At 62.7% G+C, this 18,148-nt stretch carries 21 protein-coding genes; 8 read left to right on the top strand and 13 right to left on the bottom strand.

The window, feature by feature from the left end; genetic code table 11:
- Nucleotide 1: 1 nt before the first annotated feature.
- The 3 genes from ACF8Q6_RS17515 (at nucleotide 2) to ACF8Q6_RS17525 (ending at nucleotide 2,659) form a co-directional block, all read left to right on the top strand.
- Nucleotides 2-1,108 carry a carboxylate-amine ligase gene (locus ACF8Q6_RS17515; RefSeq protein ID WP_012052321.1) on the top strand — a complete coding sequence of 369 codons (1,107 nt, stop codon included), beginning with the start codon at nucleotides 2-4 and terminating at the stop codon, nucleotides 1,106-1,108.
- Between the two features lie 56 nt (nucleotides 1,109-1,164).
- Nucleotides 1,165-1,752 (top strand): nucleosidase, encoded by a 588-nt coding sequence (locus ACF8Q6_RS17520; protein WP_012052320.1) that lies wholly within the window; start codon nucleotides 1,165-1,167, stop codon nucleotides 1,750-1,752.
- Between the two features lie 85 nt (nucleotides 1,753-1,837).
- Complete coding sequence (locus ACF8Q6_RS17525) at nucleotides 1,838-2,659, top strand: Ku protein (RefSeq protein WP_004576232.1); 822 nt, start codon at nucleotides 1,838-1,840, stop codon at nucleotides 2,657-2,659.
- Between the two features lie 21 nt (nucleotides 2,660-2,680).
- On the opposite strand, the gene ACF8Q6_RS17530 is transcribed toward ACF8Q6_RS17525, so the two are convergent.
- Genes ACF8Q6_RS17530 through ligD form a run of 5 tightly spaced genes read right to left on the bottom strand, consistent with a single transcriptional unit; the run spans nucleotide 2,681 to nucleotide 8,285 of the window.
- A complete protein-coding gene (locus tag ACF8Q6_RS17530) occupies nucleotides 2,681-3,340 on the bottom strand; it encodes a glycosyltransferase (protein ID WP_392491842.1) in 660 nt (219 codons plus the stop codon).
- On the bottom strand, nucleotides 3,337-3,936 hold the full coding sequence (locus ACF8Q6_RS17535; protein WP_392491843.1) for a class I SAM-dependent methyltransferase: 600 nt from the start codon (nucleotides 3,934-3,936) through the stop codon (nucleotides 3,337-3,339). The genes ACF8Q6_RS17530 and ACF8Q6_RS17535 overlap by 4 nt, the downstream gene beginning before the upstream one ends.
- 11 nt (nucleotides 3,937-3,947) lie before the next feature.
- On the bottom strand, nucleotides 3,948-4,703 hold the full coding sequence (locus ACF8Q6_RS17540) for a PIG-L deacetylase family protein (protein WP_012052317.1): 756 nt from the start codon (nucleotides 4,701-4,703) through the stop codon (nucleotides 3,948-3,950).
- Nucleotides 4,700-5,743 carry an acyl-CoA dehydrogenase gene (locus ACF8Q6_RS17545; RefSeq protein ID WP_392491844.1) on the bottom strand — a complete coding sequence of 348 codons (1,044 nt, stop codon included), beginning with the start codon at nucleotides 5,741-5,743 and terminating at the stop codon, nucleotides 4,700-4,702. Before ACF8Q6_RS17545 ends, ACF8Q6_RS17540 begins: the two co-directional genes overlap by 4 nt.
- Nucleotides 5,744-5,783: 40 nt before the next feature.
- Nucleotides 5,784-8,285 (bottom strand): DNA ligase D, encoded by a 2,502-nt coding sequence (ligD, locus tag ACF8Q6_RS17550; protein ID WP_392491845.1) that lies wholly within the window; start codon nucleotides 8,283-8,285, stop codon nucleotides 5,784-5,786.
- A gap of 127 nt (nucleotides 8,286-8,412) precedes the next feature.
- On the opposite strand from ligD, the gene ACF8Q6_RS17555 reads away from it, so the two are divergent.
- A complete protein-coding gene (locus ACF8Q6_RS17555; protein ID WP_392491846.1) occupies nucleotides 8,413-8,877 on the top strand; it encodes a phosphotransferase system, HPr-related protein in 465 nt (154 codons plus the stop codon).
- A complete protein-coding gene (locus tag ACF8Q6_RS17560) occupies nucleotides 8,874-9,098 on the top strand; it encodes a metallothionein (RefSeq protein ID WP_004576227.1) in 225 nt (74 codons plus the stop codon). The genes ACF8Q6_RS17555 and ACF8Q6_RS17560 overlap by 4 nt, the downstream gene beginning before the upstream one ends.
- Nucleotides 9,099-9,188: 90 nt before the next feature.
- On the opposite strand, the gene ACF8Q6_RS17565 is transcribed toward ACF8Q6_RS17560, so the two are convergent.
- The 5 genes from ACF8Q6_RS17565 to ACF8Q6_RS17585 are packed head-to-tail and all read right to left on the bottom strand — an operon-like array spanning nucleotide 9,189 to nucleotide 13,608.
- Nucleotides 9,189-9,605: a hypothetical protein gene (locus ACF8Q6_RS17565; RefSeq protein WP_012052313.1), complete on the bottom strand. Its 417-nt coding sequence runs from the start codon at nucleotides 9,603-9,605 to the stop codon at nucleotides 9,189-9,191.
- Between the two features lie 28 nt (nucleotides 9,606-9,633).
- Entirely contained in the window at nucleotides 9,634-10,587 is a 954-nt protein-coding gene (locus ACF8Q6_RS17570; RefSeq protein ID WP_012052312.1) for a lysylphosphatidylglycerol synthase domain-containing protein, read from the bottom strand.
- A complete protein-coding gene (gene clsB, locus ACF8Q6_RS17575; protein ID WP_053867985.1) occupies nucleotides 10,587-11,789 on the bottom strand; it encodes a cardiolipin synthase ClsB in 1,203 nt (400 codons plus the stop codon). The genes ACF8Q6_RS17570 and clsB overlap by 1 nt, the downstream gene beginning before the upstream one ends.
- Nucleotides 11,786-12,559: an endonuclease/exonuclease/phosphatase family protein gene (locus ACF8Q6_RS17580; RefSeq protein ID WP_392491847.1), complete on the bottom strand. Its 774-nt coding sequence runs from the start codon at nucleotides 12,557-12,559 to the stop codon at nucleotides 11,786-11,788. Before ACF8Q6_RS17580 ends, clsB begins: the two co-directional genes overlap by 4 nt.
- Nucleotides 12,556-13,608 carry a DUF72 domain-containing protein gene (locus ACF8Q6_RS17585; protein WP_392491848.1) on the bottom strand — a complete coding sequence of 351 codons (1,053 nt, stop codon included), beginning with the start codon at nucleotides 13,606-13,608 and terminating at the stop codon, nucleotides 12,556-12,558. The genes ACF8Q6_RS17580 and ACF8Q6_RS17585 overlap by 4 nt, the downstream gene beginning before the upstream one ends.
- Nucleotides 13,609-13,732: 124 nt before the next feature.
- On the opposite strand from ACF8Q6_RS17585, the gene ACF8Q6_RS17590 reads away from it, so the two are divergent.
- Complete coding sequence (locus ACF8Q6_RS17590) at nucleotides 13,733-14,284, top strand: ATP-dependent Clp protease proteolytic subunit (protein ID WP_012052308.1); 552 nt, start codon at nucleotides 13,733-13,735, stop codon at nucleotides 14,282-14,284.
- Nucleotide 14,285: 1 nt separating this feature from the next.
- Here ACF8Q6_RS17590 and ACF8Q6_RS17595 read toward each other — a convergent pair whose 3' ends face one another.
- Nucleotides 14,286-14,684 carry an NUDIX hydrolase gene (locus tag ACF8Q6_RS17595; RefSeq protein WP_012052307.1) on the bottom strand — a complete coding sequence of 133 codons (399 nt, stop codon included), beginning with the start codon at nucleotides 14,682-14,684 and terminating at the stop codon, nucleotides 14,286-14,288.
- 235 nt (nucleotides 14,685-14,919) lie between these two features.
- Here ACF8Q6_RS17595 and ACF8Q6_RS17600 point away from each other — a divergent pair, with 235 nt between their 5' ends.
- A complete protein-coding gene (locus tag ACF8Q6_RS17600) occupies nucleotides 14,920-15,129 on the top strand; it encodes a general stress protein (RefSeq protein WP_012052306.1) in 210 nt (69 codons plus the stop codon).
- A 166-nt stretch (nucleotides 15,130-15,295) separates the two neighbouring features.
- On the top strand, nucleotides 15,296-15,565 hold the full coding sequence (locus ACF8Q6_RS17605) for a DUF6555 family protein (protein ID WP_004374494.1): 270 nt from the start codon (nucleotides 15,296-15,298) through the stop codon (nucleotides 15,563-15,565).
- A gap of 78 nt (nucleotides 15,566-15,643) precedes the next feature.
- On the opposite strand, the gene ACF8Q6_RS17610 is transcribed toward ACF8Q6_RS17605, so the two are convergent.
- Both ACF8Q6_RS17610 and paaZ read right to left on the bottom strand, forming a co-directional pair.
- Nucleotides 15,644-15,814: a hypothetical protein gene (locus ACF8Q6_RS17610; RefSeq protein WP_392491850.1), complete on the bottom strand. Its 171-nt coding sequence runs from the start codon at nucleotides 15,812-15,814 to the stop codon at nucleotides 15,644-15,646.
- 245 nt (nucleotides 15,815-16,059) lie between these two features.
- The gene (gene paaZ, locus ACF8Q6_RS17615; protein ID WP_392491852.1) at nucleotides 16,060-18,114 is read right to left on the bottom strand and encodes a phenylacetic acid degradation bifunctional protein PaaZ; all 2,055 of its coding nucleotides are present in this window, start codon (nucleotides 18,112-18,114) and stop codon (nucleotides 16,060-16,062) included.
- Nucleotides 18,115-18,148 lie beyond the last annotated feature (34 nt).

The raw sequence follows: 18,148 nt of genomic DNA on the forward strand, positions 1-18,148 counted from the left end.
CATGATCCGGCCCTGTACGTTCGGCATCGAGGAAGAGTACCTGCTGGTGAACCTGGGCTCGGGTCAGGTTCCGGCCACACCGTCACTCGCGGTGATCGGGCGCTGCCGTGAAGCACTTGGCCGCTATTTCGCCCAGGAAATGTTCCGCAGCCAGATCGAGCTGGCGTCGCCGGTGTTCACCAACCTGCATGAAGCGCGTGAATTCTTCCAGCGCAGCCGTCAGCGGCTGCGCGTGGCATTGGCCGAAGAGGGGATGGGGCCATACGCTGCGGCCAGCCACCCCTGCGCCGCGTGGCTGCGGCAGAAGCCCGCGGCACAAGGGCACTATCAGCAGCTGTTCGATGACTACCGCCATGTGGCAAGGCGTAGCCTGCTCAATGGCCTGCATGTGCACGTTGGCGTGCCGCCAGCTTGTGACCGCATGCAACTGATCAACCGCCTTTTGCCCTGGTTGCCGTTGTTGCTGGTGTTGAGCACTTCGTCGCCCCTGTGGGCTGGCCAGGCTACCGGGTACATGAGCTATCGCCGTGTGATCTGTGGTGAGTGGCCGCACATGGGCTTGCCCGAAGCGTTGCCGGATTGGGCCGCCTATCAACGCTACCGTACCCTGTTGCAGCGCACCGGTGCACTGGCTGCCGATGGCGACCTTTGGTGGGCACTCCGGCCTTCGCGGCGCTATCCGACAGTGGAGTTGCGCATCTGCGATGGCTGCCCGAATCTGGAAGACGTTCTGTGCATTGCAGCACTGTTTCGCCACCTGGTTGAACACAGCATTGCCTACCGCCATGACCCGCTACCCTGCAGCCGCGAATTGCGCTGGATCGCCCAGGAGAACTACTGGCGTGCCATGCGCCATGGGCGCCACGCACACTTCATAGGTTGTCACGAGCAGCAGCCGGTCACGGCGCAAGGTTGGCTCGCCCAACTGCAGGCCCAGATACCCATAGACAGCGCGGACGCCGAGCGCGCCTGCCGGCACGCCCTGCACGTGCTGCGCCATGGCACCCATGCCGACCAGCAATTGCGCTGCCTGGCACAGGCCAGGGCAGACGGGCTTGGCAAAGGGCAGGCGCTACGCGCCGTGGTGGCTGCCGGGACTTGCATTTAGCCGGGGTTGACCGACAATGGCCGCGCCCTTTGCAGCCACTCGGAAACACCTGCTCCATGATGCTGATCAAGCAATTCCCCGACATTTCCCTGAATGACACGCTGTTCGTCTTTGCGCTTGAGGCCGAGGCTGGCGATGTCTTTACCGAGGTGAACACCGTGTTCACCGGCATTGGCAAGGTCAATGCCGCGATCGCCCTGACCAAGGCGATCGCAACGCGCAGGCCCAAGCTTATCGTCAACCTGGGCTCGGCTGGCAGCCAGCGTCATGGCAAGGGCGAAGTCGTGTGCTGTAACCGCTTCGTACAACGCGACATGGATGTGACCGCGCTGGGCTTTGCCCGTTATGAAACACCCTTGTCCGACACCCCGGTGGTACTCGAACACGGGGCGGCAATACCCGGCCTGGCTGTGGAAACCTGTGGCAGCGGTGACAGCTTCGAGATCAACCATGGCGACGCGCCTTACGACGTGGTCGACATGGAAGCCTACGTACTGGCATTGATCGCGCGGGGCGAAGGTATCCCGTTCGTGTGCCTGAAATACATTTCCGATGATGCCGGCAGCGAAGCCGCGGGAGATTGGGCGGTGCAAGTGCACCTGGCGGCCGAAGCGTTCAAGCGGGTGTTGTTCAGCCAGGCGTGACGGTTGCCGCAGGGCAGGGCAGCTAAACCTTTGTCGCCCGGCGCAGTCACTTCTGGTATCAGCAGGCAACCCTGGGAGCACCCTCATGGCTCGGGCAATCTGGAAAGGCGCCATCAGTTTTGGCCTTGTGCACATCCCCGTGGCACTCAATACCGCCGTGCGCACCGAGCGCGTGGACTTCGACTGGCTGGACAAGCGCAGCATGGAGCCGGTCGGCTACAAGCGGGTGAACAAAGTGACCGGCAAGGAAATCGACAAGGACAATATCGTCAAGGGCGTAGAGTTCGAGAAGGGCCGCTATGTGGTGATCAGTGAAGAGGAGATCCGCAAGGCCCGGCCCGAAGCGACCCAGACGATCGATATCTTTTCCTTTGTGGAAGCGGGCGATATTCCGCTGCAGCATTTCGATACGCCGTACTACCTGACCCCGGACCGCCGTGGCGGCAAGGTGTACGCCTTGCTGCGCGAGACGCTGGAAAAGACCGGCAAGGTGGCCCTGGCCACCGTGGTATTGCATACCCGGCAGCACCTGGCGCTGCTGCGGCCGCTGGACCATGCGCTGGTGATGATCACCTTGCGCTGGCCTGAAGAGGTGCGCGGGCTGGAAACGCTGGAGCTGGATGCCAGCGTGACCGACAGCAAGGTGGAGAAGCGCGAGCTGGAGATGGCCAAGCGCCTGGTAGAGGACATGAGCGGGCCCTGGAAGCCTGAGGATTATCATGACGCCTTCCGCCAGACGATCATGGACCTGGTGGAGGAGAAGGCCAGCAAGGGCAAGATCGAGGCGGTGGAGAAGGGCGACGCAGGAGGGGCCGAGAAAGGTGCGGACATCCTCGACCTGACCGAACTGCTCAAGCGCAGCCTGGGTGGCAAGAAACCGGTGAAGAAGACGCGAAAGGCTTCATGAACACGGCCAATGCCATTGAGTTCAAGACTGCGCCTGCAACCCAGCCAGGTAATCACCAAACCCCTCGCGGGCGCGGCTGTCACGTCGACTGCTGGTGGCCACACTATGCCTGGCGGTCCAGACGATCTGGGCGCCGCTGGCCTGCAGGTCGCTGACCAGCTGCACATCTTCATGCGCCGCCAGGGGCTGAAAGCCACCCACACGCTCATAGGCATCGGCACATACCCCCAGGTTTGCGCCGTGCACATGCCGATGCCCTTCACACGCCTGGTAGCGGCTCTGGTACAGCTTGCGCAGCGCGGCTGTCTGCCAGGGTTGCCAGTACTCGACATGCACGGTGCCGCAAACCACCTCGGCGCTACAGGCCAACTGCGACAGCAGCCAGTGCGCCGGGACCCGGCTGTCCGCATCGGTGCACGCCAACCACGTGGCGCCCCGCTCGACCATGTGCGCCGCGCCCACGCGACGTGCCATGCCGACATTACCGGCATCCACCTCCAGTATGTGTACGCCGAAACGCCGCGCCACGGCGGCGCTGCCGTCACTGCAGCGGTCCAGTACCACCAGCACTTCCACGTGCAGCCCCGACTGCTGCGCCTGCTGGGCAGCGATCAGCACTGCCCGCAGGCATCGCCCAAGGCGTCGGGCTTCGTTGTGTGCAGGGATGACAACGGCAATCATGGGCACGTCTCGTCGAGATCGACAACGCTTGGCTGGCATGACCAGTACTCCAGCAAGAAGTCCGCCTCCTCATGGCGGAACTGCTGATGCAACGGCAAATGCCGGGTGAACATGCGGTGCACGTCGCGACCGTCCTGCGGGCAACCCGCGATAGGGTGCTTCCAGTGGCAGGCCAGTAACGCGCCGTCGTAGGTAAGGCTGGCCACCGATTGTTCGATCACCTGCAGCCAGTCGGTGGGATCAAGGTAGTAACCCACCTCGCTGAGCACGATCAGGTCAAAGCGGCCGCCCGGCCAGTCCCCCGGTAACCGGGCCCGTTCGACCGAGGCATTGTGCACGTGAGCCAGGCGTTCGCGGGCCAGGCCTACGGCTGTCGGGTCCAGGTCCTGGCACAGCAGTTCGGCGCAACGCTCGGCCAGCAGCGCGCTGAGCTCGCCATTTGCGCAGGCTGGCTCGAACACGCGCTGATAGCACTGGCGTGGCAGGCTGGCCATCACCAGCTCGCGTTTGCGCCTCTCGTACCAGCGGGTGCGAAAGGCCCAAGGGTCTTCATTGGTGGCGTATAGCTCGGCAAAATACTGTGGATCGAGGCTCATGACAGCTCCATTCAAAGAAACACCAGTTCGAAAGGTTGCAGAAGGCAATCCAGCAGGTGCGGCGGTAGCACCGGCGGCTGCTCGCCGTCCGGCTGCAGCTGGCTGACGTGGGCGGCCAAGGCCTTGCGCTTGCGTGCCAGACGGCTTTCATCGAGCTGCACGCGGTGCGCACGGGGCCATGGCAGGCGCGGGTCGTCAGGCTCGGCCCAGTGCCAGGCCCAGACCGGTACCTCAGCCAAGTGCACCCCACGGGTTGCCGCCGCCTGCGCAGCGGCGCGGCCGACGGCCTCGTGATCGCAATGGCCATCACTGCGCCAGGTGGCCATCAGCAGGTCATCGGCGCGCAGTAACTGGGTGAGGTGACGGGTCAGAAACGCTTCTTCGCGCGGCAACTGGCCGTCCTTCAGATGAAGCCTGCGCCAGTCCAGGCGTTCAAGGTCCAGGTCGAGCTGTTGCAGGGCCAGTCGGCTTTCCTGGGGGCGCTGGCGGCGCAATCGATGTTCGGTCCAGTGACTGGAGCCGGGGTGGCTGCCTTCGCCGTCGGTGGCGGAGATCAGCACGAGCTCATCCTCACGCCCCTTGAAGCCTGCCAACAGGCCGCCGGCCATGAGAATCTCGTCATCCGGGTGCGGCGCAATCAATACCAGCCGGCGCCCCGGCGGGCACAGTTGGCGTGAGTCGAGCCAGGTCGCACGCGCCAGGTGCGCGCTTTGCTGCCAGGCTGCCCAAGGCGTGCCACCCGCGGCCTGGATCAGGTTCTGGCTCATAGTTGCCACACCCCGGCTGGCAACTGGGCCAACTGCTGGCCCAGCATCGCCAGATCGCGCTCGGCGTGGCTCTGACGCAGGAACACCGGCAGGTCGGCGCTCAGCCGGGCAAAATGACTGCTGCGACAGAACGGCGTGGCCCCCAAGGCACGCCCGACGTGACTGATAACCTGCTCTACGGCCTGTTCTACCTGGGCGCGGGTGCGGCGAACTTCGAAACTGGCATCCACACCGGGCTGCTGATCGATCCAGGCAGCACATTCACGCAATGACGCACGGGCGCCATGCAACGCAGCATCCACAGCGCCCAGATGCGCATCGGCATGCGGGTCTGGGCGGGGTTTGCGGCAATGTTCACGCAGGTAATCCGCCAGCGCCTCGGCCGCGCCGTACCAGCAGGCGGCGATACCCGCACCGCCTTGCCAGAAGCCAGGGCGCGAGAGGTACTGGCCTGGCGTGCCGATGAGCGTGCCTGGGGTATCGTTGAACGCCACCTCGACACTGGCGGTAGTGGCCATGCCAACGGCTTGCCAGTGCTCGATGTTCAGGCCCTGGCTCGGCTGTGACAGCTCGATTGCCACCAATTGCGGCTGCTCGGCCTCATCCCAGGCAGTAATCAGCGCGCGATCGATCTGCAAGGCACCGGAACACCAGGCCTTGGTGCCACTCAGGCGCACCTGGTCGCCTTCACGCGCAGTGATGTGGACCCGCGCATCGGGCGGCTCTGCCGCCCATACGCCCCAGATGCCGTCGTTGGCGTGGTGCGCTGCGCCGCATTCCGCCAGGATCGCCAAGGCATCGGTATGGCCCTCATAGAGCTTGGCCAGTGCCAGGTCACAGCCGGCCACCCGTGCCAAGGTCTGCCAGCGACGCAAGGTGTTGCCTTGCCCCGGCAACGGTAGCAGGTCGAGGTGATCAGCTTGCAGCGCCTGGATCAGTTGCGGCAATTGGGTATCGAGGTTGAGCGGTAGCTGGCGTTCGCCAAAGGCGCGTAAAAGGCGGTCAAGGGTGGTCAGGTTGAAGTCCTGAACGATGCTCATGGGCGTGGCTCCCGGGTCGTGTCCAATCGCAGGGGCATCATCATTCGAGCCCTAGCTGCTTGCGCATGCGCGCGGTGATCGACTGGCGTACCTTGCCCATGTCGGCCCAAGGGTCGTCGACCTCCGCCAGACGCTCGTGCAGGTTTGTGATGTTCCATTGGTTGGCGGCCTTGATTTGCGCCAGTTCCTCACGCCAGATAGGTACCGATACTGGCAGCCCGTCACGGGCTCGCAGTGAATAGGCGCACGCCGTGGTAGCGCCCTTGCCATTGCGCAGGTAGTCGATGAAGATGCGTCCCACGCGATTTTTCGGCCCCGACACCGCGCTCAGGCGCTCCGGAAACAGCTTGGCCAGGTAATTGACGATGGCGTGGCTGAAGCCCTTGACTTCGTCCCAGCCGGCACGTCGGGTCAAGGGCACAACCACGTGAATACCCTTGCCACCACTGGTTTTCAGGAACACCTTCAGGCCCAGTTCATCCAGCAGGGTGAGGGCCAGTTGGGTCGCCTCCACCATCGCCTTCCAGGGCAGCGCAGGATCAGGGTCCAGGTCGAGGACAAAACGGTCCGGCTTGTCGAAATCCTTGTCCGTGGCGTTCCAGGTGTGCAGTTCCAGCGTATTCATCTGCACCGCGCCCAGCAGCGTGTCCGGGCGATTGATGACCATCGCCGCCTGGCCTGCCTCGGCCTTTTCATAACTGAGTACGTTGGGTATGTGCAGCTGGCCCGCGTTTTTCTGGAAGAACAGCTCGCCACCCAGGCCGTCCGGGGCGCGCACCAATGCCACCGGGCGGTGCTTGAGCTGTGGCAGGATCCACTGGCTGATGCCAGCGTAATACTCGGCGACTTCGCGCTTGGTCACACCCGTGGTGGGGTCGATGACCCGGTCGGGGTGGGTCAGCCGCAGTTCACCCAGGTTCTCAGACGCCTTGGCCTGCTTGTTGCGGTTGGATACAGTTTTTGCGGGCATGGCGCGCTCCAGGTCAATGGCGGTGGCCGCCTTGTCATCGCGCAGGCCGTGGAACACCGAATGCCGCACGATGCCGTCACGGGTCATCTGGGCAAAGGCGACTTCAGCCAACAACTGCGGCCGCAGCCAGTGCACACCACGCGCTTCGGCTCCGGCAGGTGGCGAGGGCAGGGCAGGGCTGGCGATTTCCAAGGGCTTGAGCCGCGTGTGGATGCTGGCCAGTGTCGTGGTGTTGAAGCCGGTACCAACCTTGCCGGCATAGCGCAGCTCGCCACTGTCGTTGTCGTGCAGGGCCAGCAGCAGGGCACCGAAGCCGCTGCGGCTGCCTTTGGGGTCGGTGTAGCCGACGATCACGAATTCCTGGCGTTGCTTGCACTTGAGCTTGATCCAGTCTGGGCTACGGCGGCCGCTGTAAACACTGTCAGCACGCTTGCCGATCAGGCCTTCCAGCTTCAGCCGGCAGGCACTGTCGAGTAGCGATTCGACAGGTTCGTCGAAGTCGGCGGAATACTTGATGAAGTCGGAATGGTTGTGCTCAAGCAGTTGGCGCAACGTATCGCGGCGGTGCTGCAGCGGTAGCTGTCGCAGGTCCTGACCGCCCAGAAATGGCAGGTCGAACAGGTAATAGGTGATGCGTTCGTCGTGCTCGGTATCGAAGGCATTCTGCAACGCCTGGAAGTCAGCCATGCCATTCTCATCAGCCACCACCATTTCGCCATCGAGCCAGGCCGTGTCGATACCGAGCGCGCGCAAGGCGGCAACCTGACGGGGCATCTTGCTGCTCCAGTCATGGCCGTTGCGGGTGAACAGGCGGATGTCCTGGCCGTCGATTCGGGCCAGAATGCGGTAGCCATCGAACTTGACTTCGTAGCGCCAGTCGCCGCTGGGTGGAGAATCCACCAACGTTGCCAGCTGTGGCTGTAGCTGGGCTGGCAAGGGTGCAGCCTGAACTTTGTCGGCGCGTTTACGGCTGCTGCGCGGGGCAGTGGCTTTTTTTGCAGCGGATTTGCGTGGCACCAGCGTGCGCTCGCTGAGCACGCTGTCGGGCAGGGCCTCGACAATGCTGTACTCGGTTTCGCTGCGCGCCTGGGCGTCGTGCGACTTGACCAGCATCCATTGTTCTTTCTTGCCGGCCAGGTGGGTGCGAAACAGGTTCCACACGCCGGCTAGCTTCTCGCCTTGCAGGCGGAAACGCAGCTTGCCTTTGACATAGGCTTCATGGGCATCGCCTTCAGGCTCCCAGATACCGCGGTCCCAGACGATCACATCGCCTGCACCATAGTGGCCTTCAGGGATATGGCCCTCGAAATCGGCGTAGTCCAACGGATGGTCCTCCACATGCACTGCCAAGCGGCGCACCTTGGGGTCCAGCGATGGGCCTTTGGGGATCGCCCAGCTTTTCAGGGTGCCGTCGAGCTCGAGGCGGAAGTCGTAGTGCAGGTGACTGGCGTCGTGTTTCTGGATGCAGAACTGCAGCGCATGAGCCCGCTTGCCACGTTTGCGTTCGCCGCTGGGCTCGGGTGTAGCGTTGAAGTCGCGCTTGCGCGCATATTCCTGCAAGGGCTTGGCCATGGCGGGCTCCGGGCAAATCACAGTCTCTAAGGTGGGAGGTGCCGGCCGAGGCGGTAGTTCAAAAAACTCTGAATCTTCCGTGAGCTGGCGTAGTCGACCGAATGAAGCCACCTGATGGAGAACGCACATGACCCGACCCGATGCACCTAAGCCATACACCCCCACCGAAATCGATGACACTGAGGACCGCATGGGCAGCGTGCATGAACTGGATTTCGATGAACGCCTGGACGAACGCGAAGGGCGTGTGGGCGACGAGCGACCCGCCGCCGAGGTCGCCCGTGAGTTCCCACCCCAGCGCGTGGCACAAAGTGGCATGACCGGCGGCGAAACGCTGAGTGACAGCCTGCATGAGGACAATGTCACCTATGACGATTTGAGCCCGGACACCCTGCTGGACGAAACCGGCGCACGCGCCCCCCACGAGCCGGGCGGCAGTGACGGCCCGGCAGACCAGCATTTGCGCCAGGTGGATGCCGATGAGATTGGTGGCGGCATTGGCCTGGACGAGGCCGAATTGGCCCGATCCGCACCGCTGGATGGGGTGCCCTGGACCGATGAAGTGATTGACGACGAGGAGAGCAAGCCATGAACGATCAACGCTGCGCGTGTACGCACTGTTCCTGCACGGTGGATGCCAATGCCTTGCAGCGCGACGGCAAGGCCTATTGCTGCGAGGCCTGCGCCAGCGGCCACCGCAAGGGTGAGCCATGCCGGATGCAGGACTGCCATTGTGGTGAAAAGCCTGGCGAGAGCGCGGTAGACAATGCGCTGGATGAAACCTTTCCAGCGAGTGATCCGATCTCGCCCTGAAGCAGATAGGCGGGGTGCCCTTGCAGGCGATCGCCCCGCCCTTTGATCTTATTCTGGGAGCGGGCTTGCGCTGGCTCCCAGCCTTTTGTACTAGTGGGTCTGCCAGACCCCGTTATTTCGCTCACAGTCGCTACGGGCCTGGCCGAGGCTCGGGGTGTCGTAATAGTAAGTGATCACCCGCGCATCCTTGGGTAACGCCGGCTTCTCGCCACCGATTGCCTTGGGATTGGCCAATGCCTCTGGGGTCAGGGGAGCGATGCAGCTGCCGACACTCCCATCGGCACACCGCGCTACTTTGCTCTTTTCGCTATTGAGCATGTCCTTGCTTTCGTTGCTGCATGACCAGTTGATCGCTTCGGCGGGCATGTTGCTGTAGCTGTAACAGGTGTGCCGCTCCACCGGCGTCACAGCGTCGCTGGAGGAGCGAGTCAGCACATTGCAAGCTTCGGCCCAGGCCTGGCCGCTGGCCAGGCTGGCAACCATCATCATCAAGGCAGGAACACGCATTTTCCACCTCCAGGGCACAAGACCCTCGTCAGGTCTGAGCAGGCTTGTCGCGCCGGCGCATGGCTTTGGCGCGCTTTTCCAGGATCAGGTAGGTCACCACTGCCAACAGCAGCGGAATCAGGTAGTACAACGTGCGGTAGCCGAGCAGGGCAGCCACCAGCGTGCCCTGGGCCATCTGCCCATGCAGCAGGGCCAGAAACACCGCTTCCAGCACGCCCAGCCCCGCAGGGATATGCGCCACCACACCGGCCACGCAACTGATCAGCAGGATGCCGAGAATCGATGGGTAGAACGCTTCGCCCGGCAGCAGCCAGAAGATCAGCAGCGCCATCAGTGCCCAGTTGCTGGCACCCAGCGCCACCTGGCACAGCGCCAGACGCAGCGAGGGCAGCGTCACTTCGTGGTCGCGCCAGCACCAGGTGCGCTTCTTGGCGAAACCACAGGCCAGCAGGTAGCCGCCCGCAATCGCCAGCAACAGCAGGCCGATCAGGCGCAGGCCTGTAGTGCCCACCGCCCAGTTACCGGGCATCTCCACCAGGCCCAGGGCGAATACGGTGCCGGCCAGCAGCATATAGCCCATCCAGTTGGTCAACAGCCCCAAGGTGAGGATGCGTGTAATGGTCGCGGTATCCAGGCCCAGCCGGCCATAAAGGCGGTAGCGCAAGGCAACCCCGCCTACCCAGGTCGTGAAATTGAGGTTGAACGCGTAGCACACGAACGCGACGGGCAATACCTGCCGGGCAGGTAGCGTGTGGCCGGTGTAAGCCCGGGCCAACAGGTCGTAACTGGCAAACGCGAGGTAGCTGCTCAACGCGATCGCCAAGCCGATGGCAAGGGTGCCAGGCTTGTAGGCCAGCAAAGACTGGCGCACTTCGTTCCAGTCCAGGTTGCGCGCCAGCAGGTACAACAGCACAGGGATCAGGATCAGAAACGCGAGTGTGAGCAGACGTTTGCCCCACGTTTGCCAGCTTTTGCGCGCCATCAGGAGTTGCCCTCGTGCAAGTTGCCATGAGGTTCGGCTTCCGGCTGCACCGAGCGCAAACGCTGCCGGTGCGCTGGGAACCAGCCCGCAATGCGCGGGAAGTGGCGGATCACGTGGAAGCACACGAAGATCAACGGTGCTCGCCACCAGTAGCCGCGAATCATGCGCTCCAAGGTGACCGGTTTGCATTGCTCGCTGGCCAGTGCCTGCAGATGCTGGTGCAGTTGCTGGTTGAAGGCCCGATCACGAATGAACAGGTTGGCCTCCAGGTTGAACGACAGGCTGAGGGGGTCGAGGTTGCTGGAGCCGACGGTGGCCCATTGGTCGTCCACCAGTGCCACCTTGCCGTGCAACGGCCGCTGGCAGTACTCATGGATCTTCACCCCGTCGCGCAGCAGGTAGTTGTACAGCAGGCGCGACAATGCGCGTACCCAGCGCATGTCGGGTTGGCCCTGCAAGATCAACTGAACCTCTACGCCACGCCGGGCCGCATTGCGCAGCTCGCGCATCAATCGGTAGCCTGGGAAGAAGTAGGCGTTGGCGACGACAATGCGTTGCCTGGCTTTACGAAACGCCTGAAGGTAGTGCGCCTCGATATCAGTGCTGCGCATGCCGTTGTCGCGCTCGATCAATACAGCACTGCTGCTTCCGGCGGGCTCGGTAACCGGGCGTACCGCACTGGGTGGCTGCAGAACAGGAGACATCAGGCGCTTACTGGCTGCATGTACCTGCGCCACTACCGGCCCAGTGACCTCCACGGCATAGTCCTGCTTGGCCATGGCACCAAAGTCGCCTAAATGGTCGGCGCTGTAGTTAATACCGCCGATGAAAGCCCGTTCACCATCAACCACCACGATCTTGCGGTGCAAACGGCGAAACAGGTTGGTGCGCATGCCCAACAAGCGCGGCTGCGGATCGAACGCATGAAAGCTTACACCCGCGTCGGTCATCGCTGAAATGAACTCAGCCGGCAGCTCGGCTGTGCCGTAGCCATCCGCCGCCACTTCCACGCGTACACCGCGCCGGGCCGCCTCGATCAACACCTGCTGCAATTGCTTGCCCACCTTGTCGTCGAAGATGATAAAGGTTTCCAGCAATATTTCTTCCCGCGCCTGGGCCATGGCCTCGAATACGCGGGGGTAGTACTGCTCGCCATTGATCAGCAACTGCACGCCATTGCCGTCTACCCAGGGTCGGTTCACAGGTTGATCTCCGCAGCCAGTGGTACGTGGTCGGACAGATGCGACCACGGGTATTTGGACAACACCTGGGCAGCGCCCGGCACCGCGTTTCGCAAGTAGATGCGGTCCAGGCGCAACAACGGCAGGCGCGCGGGAAAACTGCGCGCCGGAGTGCCGAAGACTTCTGTCAGGTGTTCGCTGAGCACCGCGTCCGCCTTCAACCGCCAGTCGTTGAAATCGCCGGCGATGATGACCGGCGCGTTGGGCGGCAGGCTGGCCAGCAGGTCCAGCATCAGCTTCACCTGGCGCTGCCGGTGTGCTTCGCGCAGGCCCAGGTGTACGCATACCGCATGCACCTCGTCATGGCCCGGCACCTCCAGCTGGCAATGCAGCAGGCCACGTTGTTCATTGCCCTGCACCGACACATCCAGGTTGTTGAAGCGGCTGATGGGGAATTTCGACAACAGCGCGTTGCCGTGGTCGCCATGGGGATACACCGCATTGCGGCCATAGGCGAACTGCGGCCACATGCTGTCGGCCAGAAACTCGTACTGCGGTGTTTCGGGCCAGGCAGGGTGGCGCAAGGCGTGCTGCTGGTGACTGCCGTGCACCTCTTGCAAGAACACCAGGTCGGCGCCGGTGGCACGAACAGCCTCGCGCAACTCGGGCAAGATGAAGCGACGGTTGAAGAAGGTGAAGCCTTTGTGCACGTTCAGCGTCAACACATTGAGCCGGCGTACAGCGGTCACCTTGTCGATGATGCAGCGTGGGGCGGGCAGGGTCCTGTTCACAAGGCCACCTCCGGCACCACGCCTGGCTCGGTCATCAACTCATGGTCCAACGACAGCTTTTGCAGCAAGCGCCTGGCGTCGTATGGCGCGTGAACCTTCTGGTCGTTGTCGAAATAGCAGTACACATCCCGTGCGGCACGCCGAGGCGGCGGCCCCGGCACGACCAGGCGGGCATCGTCCGCCTGGTTACCTTCGCTCCATAGCTGGATACGCTGCTTCCAACGCCGCAGCGCGCGTGCGGTATATCCGCTGCTGTACAGCTCCACATCCCCGTGCAGGCGCATGTAGACGAAGTCGGCGGTCACGTCTTCGACACAGGGCCATTTACCGGCGCTGTCGGCGACTACCAGCGCTACGCGATGCTTGCGTAAGAGCTTGATGAAGGCTTCGCAAAGGAAACTCTCGTGGCGGATTTCCACGGCGTGACGCAAGCGAGCATTGCCCTTGATGGCAAGGCTGCCATTACCCTTCAGGCGCTCGGCGCAGCCTTGGGCGCGTTCAAGGGCCGCTTTGCGGGTGTGTGGCAGCAGCGCCAGAAACCGGGCAAAACGGTCTTCATCGAACTTCATGTTGGGGGGGAACTGCCACAGGAACGGCCCGAGCTTTTCGCCCAACAGCAGCGGCCCGGAGGCGAAAAAATTAGCCACTGGCTCTTCGATGTCCTTCAGCCGCCGGACATGGGTGATATAGCGCGGCCCCTTGACCGCGAACACGAAGCCGTCCGGCGTTTCTTCACGCCAGCCCAGATACCGCTGGGGCGTTTGCAGGCTGTAGAACGAGCCATTGATCTCGATGCTGTTCACCGCCCGTGAAGCGAATGCCAGTTCATCGTCCTGCTTCAGGCCTTTGGGGTAGAAGTCCTTGCGCCAGGGGCCATAGCGCCACCCGGAGATACCGATGCGAATATCGCTCACGCTGCCGTCCTCACTGCCGGTTCCTTGTTCGGTCGCTCTGAAAATGCGACCGGCAAAGGCCGGCGAGGGTTCACAACGCTTGACCAACGGAAATGCTGACGCCGAGTTGAACTTTGCGGCAGCTGGCGTCTCCACCGCATACCCGTTTCATGGAAGGGTGCCAGGATGACATTGGAGCGTTTCTCCCGTTGCCAGATGGCCGGGCTGGGCGACGATGTGCAAAAGCACAAGCAATGACCTGCCACCCGCGGAGGCAAGCATGGCCAGACATATCATCCACTTCACCGGGCCGATCAATTCGTCTACCTGCGGCAACCTGATCACGACCTGCTCACGGGCATTGCAACAGGGTGCCGAGCTTCTGCAACTGAACATCGCCACCATGGGCGGCGAATGCAGCTATGGCTTTACCCTGTACAACTTTCTGCGGGGGTTACCCGTGGAGGTGCATACCCACAACCTGGGTACGGTGGAATCCATGGGCAATATCCTCTTCCTTGCCGGAGAGCGACGCACGGCTTGCAGTTTCAGCAAGTTTCTTTTCCACCCGTTTCATTGGACCTTGCATGGTTCGGTGGACCATTCGCGGATGTCCGAGTATGCGATGAGCCTGGATTACGACCTTCGCCTGTATGCGCAGATCGTGGCCGAGCGCACGAAAGGCGCGGCCGAGGTCCTGGATGTACCGCGCTATCTAATGGCTTATCCAAGGATACTGGCGCCGCGGGAGGCGCTGGAAAACGGAATGATCCATGCAATCGACGAGATGCCGATCGCGTCAGATGCCGTTCAGTGGAGTGTGCACGCCTAGCTTACCGAACGGACGCCGCCGTGCCCGCGTCACAAGCCAGCAAGGAGCGGATCAGGGCCTTGATCTCGCCCTTCACCACAGCCACCTGATCCAGGTGTGCAAAGCGGCAGTCGGCAATTTCGTGCCGGGCCTTGGGCTGCGGTGCTTCGGCAAACTCCGCTGCAAACACGTAATGCACACGCTCTGACGTTTCGTGGCGCATCAACAACACCAGCGATTCAGCCTGTAGCCCAGTCTCTTCCAGCAACTCCCGCTGCGCGGCCTGCATCGGCGTCTCGCCGGGTTCGATCTTGCCGCCTGGAAGGGTCCAGGGCGCCTTCGGCTTTCTCACCCACAACCACTTGTGGCGCTGCTTGCCATGCCGGCAAATGATGGTGGCGCGATGCTTGACTGGTTTCATTCCGGCTCCTGGGCGATTCCTTTATTGCATGAAGTTTCGGCCCTGGCTGGCAATAAACGTTGCGTTGAAGCTGACGAACGGTCACTTCCATTACGCAAACAGCCTGCCTGCATGTTTTTAGTGCCACCGGTCAGCTGACTGTAAAACCATTGAGCACAGCGACCGATCGGGGGCTCGGAAGCTAGGCATGGCATCGATTCATGCGATCAGCCAATCCATCGCAAGGAGAAACGACATGGCGCAGGACCAAGAGCGAACCCGCCAGCGCGGCGGCACCAAGGAAACCAACCCAGGTAACTTTGCCAATGACCGCGAGAGGGCATCGCGCGCTGGCCACAAGGGTGGCCAGGCATCTGGCGGCAACTTTGCCAACGACCGCCAACGGGCATCGGAAGCCGGACGCAAGGGGGGGCGCAACAGCCACGGCGCAGGCCGCAGCCAGTGAGAGGGAGCTTTCGCTGAACGCCAGCTCCCCATAGGTGCCCAGCAGCGATTTCGGGGTAACCGCCCCGGAATCGCGCCATGACATTTTGTTGGACAAAATTTTGAATCTTCTGGCCACCGCCCGATCAATCAAAATGTCATCCATGGAGAAGAGGAGGCCCCCTGCGATGCCTAGTCCACAGCTGTACATAATCGATTACAAACTGCATGACCAGCCGCGCAGTTTCATCATTCGCCTGGAACGCCTGGACAATGCCGAGGCTTGGCATTGGGCAAGTTGTGATGCGGGCATCGGCATCATTCCCAAGTTCGGTCGCGAGAAAATCAGGAAGGTCAGTCGGCCGATGGCCGAGCGTTACGGCATTACCGCCGTGAGCTGGCGGATTTCGGGAAGCAAACCCAACCAGTCGGTGGGCGATCCGGCGGCGATGGTTTAATAGCTCGCCTGCAACCGGTAAAAGAAACTGCAGGAACGGACGTGCCCGCTCCTGCAGGATACGCTGATACTCACCGTATCAGGCACCAGACTCAGGGTCGCTGGCCGGGACGCCGGGCCGGTTTTCCTCATCATCAGTCACATTGGGGTCGGTATCCGGGTCGTCTGTCCGATCATTGCGTCGATCCGGCTCCAGCTCCGGCCAGTCATCTTCAACATTGCCGCCACCCATTCGCAGTAGGGAATCCATTGCGCAGTCCTCGTTGATGGTCCTCATGAATTGAGAGCTACAGGAGTACGCCAGAGGTTCACTGAGCATTGGCAGTCGCTGACCAACGGTTTAGATGCCTGCATGCTTCACTGCAGCCACGTACGTGTACTGATCCCAAGTGCCTTGAACCGCTACCGACCTCTTCGCGGGTGAACCCGCTCCCACAAGGGCGCTATGCCGGTCAGAGGCGGCGTGCCCGATAGGAGGCCAGTAGCTTCAACCCATCATGCTGGCTGTTTCAGCACCAAGGTCAGGATGTCATAGCTGGCCACTAGCTCACCCAGCTGATTGGTCACCTCCACATCCCACGCCACCACCCCCTGCGGCTGCCCCAGCGGGCTGGTCTTGCCCTGGTCGATCTTGCGCTTGCAGGTCAGCCGCGCCTGGATGGTATCGCCAATCCCCACCGGGTTGATGAACCGCAGGGTATCCAGCCCATAGTTGGCCAGCACCGGTCCGGCACCGGGCGACACGAACAGCCCGGCCGCTGCCGACAGTACGAAGTAACCGTGAGCAATGCGTTTACCAAACTGCGACGCCTTGGCGGCGATTTCGTCGAAGTGCATGTAGAAATGGTCGCCTGACAGGCAGCCGAAATTGACCAGGTCAGCTTCTGTCACGGTGCGGCGATGGGTGAGCAGCGACTCGCCGATACGCAGCTGCTCGAAGTAGCGACGGAACGGATGCACGTCGGTTTCGATCACGTCGCCGCCGCGCACGTACTCGCCGGTGACCGCCGTGAGCATGCTCGGCGAGCCTTGCACGGCGGCGCGCTGCAGGTAGTGCTTGACCGCACGCAGGCCACCCAGCTCTTCACCACCACCGGCGCGGCCCGGGCCACCGTGCTTGAGCTGCGGCAGCGGCGAGCCGTGCCCAGTGGACTCCTTGGCAGCCTGGCTATCGAGCACCAGCAGTCGGCCATGCCAGGCAGCAGCCACCGGGATAGCCTTGGCGGCCACGCTGCGGTCGGCGGTGACCAGGGTCGCCACCAGGCTGCCTTTGCCACGGGCAGCCAGTGCCAAGGCTTCGTCGAGGTCGTCATAGGCCATCAGCGTACTGACCGGGCCGAACGCTTCGATATCGTGGGCGCCGCCCTCGGCATGTGGGTCGCGGGCCTGCAACAAGGTTGGCGCAAAGAACGCGCCTTCAGCCACGCCTTCGCCACGCGGGGCAAAGCCATCGCTGGCGCCGAACAGCTGATCACAAGTCTGCAGCAGGCTGCGCACCCGCTCGCCGACATCGCGCTGCTGGTCATGGGAGGCCAGGGCCCCCATGCGCACACCTTCCAGGGACGGGTCGCCAACCACGACCTTGCTCAAGCGTTCGCGCAGGCGGGTGGCGACGGCATCCAGGTGCCTGGCCGGGACGATCGCACGGCGGATGGCGGTGCACTTCTGCCCGGCTTTAGTGGTCATTTCACGCACCACTTCCTTGATGTACAGGTCAAACTCTTCGCTGTCCGGACTCACGTCCGGGCCGAGGATGGCGCAGTTGAGCGAGTCGGCCTCGGCGGTGAACGGCACTGAGTTGCGAATCAGGTTGGGCGTCACACGCAGTTTCGCGGCAGTGTCGGCGGAGCCGGTGAAGGTCACCACGTCCTGCCCCTGCAGGCGGTCGAGCAGGTCGCCGGTGCTGCCGATAACAAGCTGCAGGCTGCCTTCGGGCAGCAGGCCGGAGGCATTCATCAGGCGTACCACGGCCTCGGTCAAATAGCTGGTCGAGGTCGCTGGCTTGACGATGCAGGGCATACCGGCCAGGAACGTCGGGGCAAACTTTTCCAGCATGCCCCAGATGGGGAAGTTGAACGCGTTGATGTGCACCGCAACGCCTGCCCGTGGCACCAGGATGTGACTACCGGCGAAATGGCCTTGTTTGCCCAAGGGTATGGCAGGCCCTTCGTGCACCAGGTTACCCGACGGCAGCTCGCGGCTGCCGATGCCGGCATAGGAGAACAGCGTGGCGTTGCCGCCTTCGATATCGATCCAGCTGTCGGCCCGGGTGGCGCCGCTGTGGTGCGACAGGGCGTAGAGCTGCTCCTTGTGGTCGGCCAGGTACAGGGCCAGGGCTTTGAGGCGCTGGGCACGTTGTTGGAAATCCATGCCCATCAGCGAGGCAAGACCGCGTGCACGCGCGTAGTCCACAGCTTCGGCGAAGTCCGGGCGCTCTTCATGGCTGTAGGCCAGTACGTGACCGTCGAGGGCGCTGCGCAGGGCCTGGGCGCCGTGCTGGCCTAGCCAACGGCCGGCGATGAAACTTTGCAGAGTAGGGGCGGCAGACATGCTGTTCTCCATGCTGTTCAAAATGTGAGAGGCG

Source organism: Pseudomonas sp. GLN_2, assembly GCF_043106005.1.
Taxonomy (GTDB): domain Bacteria; phylum Pseudomonadota; class Gammaproteobacteria; order Pseudomonadales; family Pseudomonadaceae; genus Aquipseudomonas; species Aquipseudomonas alloputida.

Coding starts and splice junctions, on each gene's coding strand:
- ACF8Q6_RS17515 (WP_012052321.1), top strand. CDS start 2: ATGATCCGGCCCTGTACGTTCGGCATCGAGGAAGAGTACCTGCTGGTG.
- ACF8Q6_RS17520 (WP_012052320.1), top strand. CDS start 1,165: ATGATGCTGATCAAGCAATTCCCCGACATTTCCCTGAATGACACGCTG.
- ACF8Q6_RS17525 (WP_004576232.1), top strand. CDS start 1,838: ATGGCTCGGGCAATCTGGAAAGGCGCCATCAGTTTTGGCCTTGTGCAC.
- ACF8Q6_RS17530 (WP_392491842.1), bottom strand. CDS start 3,340: ATGATTGCCGTTGTCATCCCTGCACACAACGAAGCCCGACGCCTTGGG.
- ACF8Q6_RS17535 (WP_392491843.1), bottom strand. CDS start 3,936: ATGAGCCTCGATCCACAGTATTTTGCCGAGCTATACGCCACCAATGAA.
- ACF8Q6_RS17540 (WP_012052317.1), bottom strand. CDS start 4,703: ATGAGCCAGAACCTGATCCAGGCCGCGGGTGGCACGCCTTGGGCAGCC.
- ACF8Q6_RS17545 (WP_392491844.1), bottom strand. CDS start 5,743: ATGAGCATCGTTCAGGACTTCAACCTGACCACCCTTGACCGCCTTTTA.
- ligD (WP_392491845.1), bottom strand. CDS start 8,285: ATGGCCAAGCCCTTGCAGGAATATGCGCGCAAGCGCGACTTCAACGCT.
- ACF8Q6_RS17555 (WP_392491846.1), top strand. CDS start 8,413: ATGACCCGACCCGATGCACCTAAGCCATACACCCCCACCGAAATCGAT.
- ACF8Q6_RS17560 (WP_004576227.1), top strand. CDS start 8,874: ATGAACGATCAACGCTGCGCGTGTACGCACTGTTCCTGCACGGTGGAT.
- ACF8Q6_RS17565 (WP_012052313.1), bottom strand. CDS start 9,605: ATGCGTGTTCCTGCCTTGATGATGATGGTTGCCAGCCTGGCCAGCGGC.
- ACF8Q6_RS17570 (WP_012052312.1), bottom strand. CDS start 10,587: ATGGCGCGCAAAAGCTGGCAAACGTGGGGCAAACGTCTGCTCACACTC.
- ACF8Q6_RS17590 (WP_012052308.1), top strand. CDS start 13,733: ATGGCCAGACATATCATCCACTTCACCGGGCCGATCAATTCGTCTACC.
- ACF8Q6_RS17595 (WP_012052307.1), bottom strand. CDS start 14,684: ATGAAACCAGTCAAGCATCGCGCCACCATCATTTGCCGGCATGGCAAG.
- ACF8Q6_RS17600 (WP_012052306.1), top strand. CDS start 14,920: ATGGCGCAGGACCAAGAGCGAACCCGCCAGCGCGGCGGCACCAAGGAA.
- ACF8Q6_RS17605 (WP_004374494.1), top strand. CDS start 15,296: ATGCCTAGTCCACAGCTGTACATAATCGATTACAAACTGCATGACCAG.
- ACF8Q6_RS17610 (WP_392491850.1), bottom strand. CDS start 15,814: ATGGATTCCCTACTGCGAATGGGTGGCGGCAATGTTGAAGATGACTGG.
- paaZ (WP_392491852.1), bottom strand. CDS start 18,114: ATGTCTGCCGCCCCTACTCTGCAAAGTTTCATCGCCGGCCGTTGGCTA.